Source organism: Pedobacter sp. 01T416_2 (assembly GCF_056398925.1).
Genome location: NZ_JBFTQI010000843.1, coordinates 1 through 2,399, shown reverse-complemented (window position 1 = coordinate 2,399; position 2,399 = coordinate 1). Strand labels below are relative to the sequence as shown.

Annotated in this window: 1 protein-coding gene and 2 pseudogenes; all 3 read right to left on the bottom strand. The window is 39.0% G+C overall.

All coding sequences use genetic code 11. The features are described 5' to 3' along the window. Positions 1-267 (bottom strand): annotated as a pseudogene (locus AC1DPQ_RS24865) (glycoside hydrolase family 92 protein); the annotation flags it as partial. 240 nt (positions 268-507) lie between these two features. Then, complete coding sequence (locus AC1DPQ_RS24860; protein WP_477611203.1) at positions 508-1,833, bottom strand: alpha-L-fucosidase; 1,326 nt, start codon at positions 1,831-1,833, stop codon at positions 508-510. A gap of 28 nt (positions 1,834-1,861) precedes the next feature. Next, positions 1,862-2,399: pseudogene (locus tag AC1DPQ_RS24855) on the bottom strand (S41 family peptidase); the annotation flags it as partial.

Genomic DNA, 2,399 nt, shown 5'->3' with positions numbered 1-2,399 from the left:
GCTTAAATGCGTATGTGCAAAACCGGTAATGGTATTACTAACATAATTATACCCACTGCACCAATCCCAGCCTTCAAAAATGTTGTTCGGCCCCAGCTGAACTGCACCAAAAGGAACATTTGCACCTACAAAAACGTGACCGTGTTTTGCCGATCCGATTAATGGATCTACATACCGGGTAAGTTTGGTGTTCTGCTGCGCAGCTGCATTAAGGGAGAATAGAGAGGCCGTTAGAAATAGAATAGACGAGGTTTTCTTGAACTGCATGTGTGCTTATAATTTCTTACATTAGAATTTAAAGCCTAAAAGTAAAACGTTTTACGTTTATTTTCTCATAAAGGGGAAAGAATTACATCAAAAGCATTGAATTTTGGCAATTATTGGGAGATAACAGGCTTTTGAACGCGAGAGATCGTCATCCGATAGCAATCGGATGACGATCTCTTTTATTGAAATTCGACAGATCCTTCACTGCGTTCAGGATGACAGCAATATATAAACGTCCTCTTAGCCAATCTCCAAAACAATTACCTGATCGGGTTCTGCACTATTTAAAGTTGTAGTAATGGTTAATTTTGATTTTTTAAAGGTATAGTTTACCGCGCTTTTGTCTTTTAACAAATATGCTTTTTTAATTTTCTTTAGCGGAACGTTTTCTAAGTTAAGCGTTGCCGTTTTTCCGTCAACAAGGTGGATATAAACTTTGTTGTCGCTTTGCGTAATGCTTCCCCAGGCCTGCGGTTTTATAAATCCCGCTTTAGTACCATAAATACTTTCACCGTAAATTTTAAGCCAATCGCCCAAACCTGCCAAACGGTTTTGAAACTCGGGCTGGATTTTACCACTCGGCATCGGGCCGATGTTCAGTAAAAGATTAGACCCTAAACTTGCAGCTTTAACCAACATATGTACCAGTTCTTTATTCGATTTGTAATAGGTATCGCTCAAATTATATCCCCACGAATTTGAAATGGTTTCGCAGGTTTCAAGTGGTAGTTTATCTGATGCCTTTTGAAAACTTAAGCCTGATTTATTTTCACCAGGAAGATCGCGTTCGAACATTTGAAAATCTTCTCCGGCAAAGGGTGTAAGGTGGTGATTGTTACCAATCATGCACTGTGGCTGAAGTTTGTGGATTAAACCATAAATTTCATTGTATTTCCAATCAATCCGTGATGTCCTGTCTTTCGATCCTTCTGGTTCAGTCTGATCCCAATGCCCGTCAAACCAGATTCCGCCTATTTCACCATAATTGGTCAACAACTCTGTTAATTGGTTTTTCATGAACTGCAAATAGCTTGCATAATTACCTTTGCCCGTTCTACCTGAGTTCTGTCCGGTACGACCAGTTTCGTGTGGATAATCTTCTCTTCGCCAATCTAACAGCGAATAATACAGGTATAGTTTTATGCCTTGCTTATGGCACTCATCGGCCATCATTTTTACGATATCTTTTTTGTAGGGCGTATTCATGATATTGAAATCAGAATATTTGGTATCCCACATGCYAAAACCATCATGGTGCCTGGTAATCAGCGTAATGTATTTCATTCCGGCATTCTTCGCCATGCTCACCCATTGTTCGGCATTAAACTCAACAGGATTAAAAAAATCTTTAAGGTTGGTATAATTATGAACATTCAACTTTCGTTCGTTCATTACCCATTCGCCGCTCCCTGGTACACTAAAAGGACCCCAGTGGATAAATAAGCCAAAACGGGCATCGTTAAACCATGCCCGCTGTTTTAAATTAGAGGCTGTAGGTGTATAATCCTGTGCTTTTAACTGTAAGGCAATTAATAGCACAAGGCATATTAGGGTTAATTTCTTCATAAGGATAGTGGTATCGTTTGGTTAGGTTTTAGTCTATTGATGCGGTGGCTTTGGTTGGTTTTCCAATTACCTTATAATTTCCATCGCCTTTTAAAATGGCCAGGATCTGCGATTGGTTGGTAAAAAGATTTTTTGCTGCAGCCAATTCTTTATCGTACTGGAAGCTCTGCTCAATTCTTCCCTTTTCGTAAAAATATCGGCTTACGATCTGTGTTTCTAAAACTCTTTTTATTTCTGCTTTATGGCTAACCAGATCAGTTTTTTTAGAAGAGGTAAGTTTATATTTAAGATTCTCCAGATCGGTTTTTACCTCAGCAGATTTATTTTCCTTTTCGGCTTCTAAACGTAAATCGGAAAGCAACCTTTCGGTACGGCTTAGGTAAGTTAAATCTTTATCGGCCAAACTGCCAGAAAATGCAGCATAGTCCGCATCAGATAACTGGAAAGTTTTGGCCGAGGCCAAACTTGGTTTTTCTTTCCTATATTGATTTGCGTAGTTAAAGAAAAGGTTTTTGTTAAGCATTGAAATGGTAATCGGGCTGAGCTTTATGGCATCTACCACGATA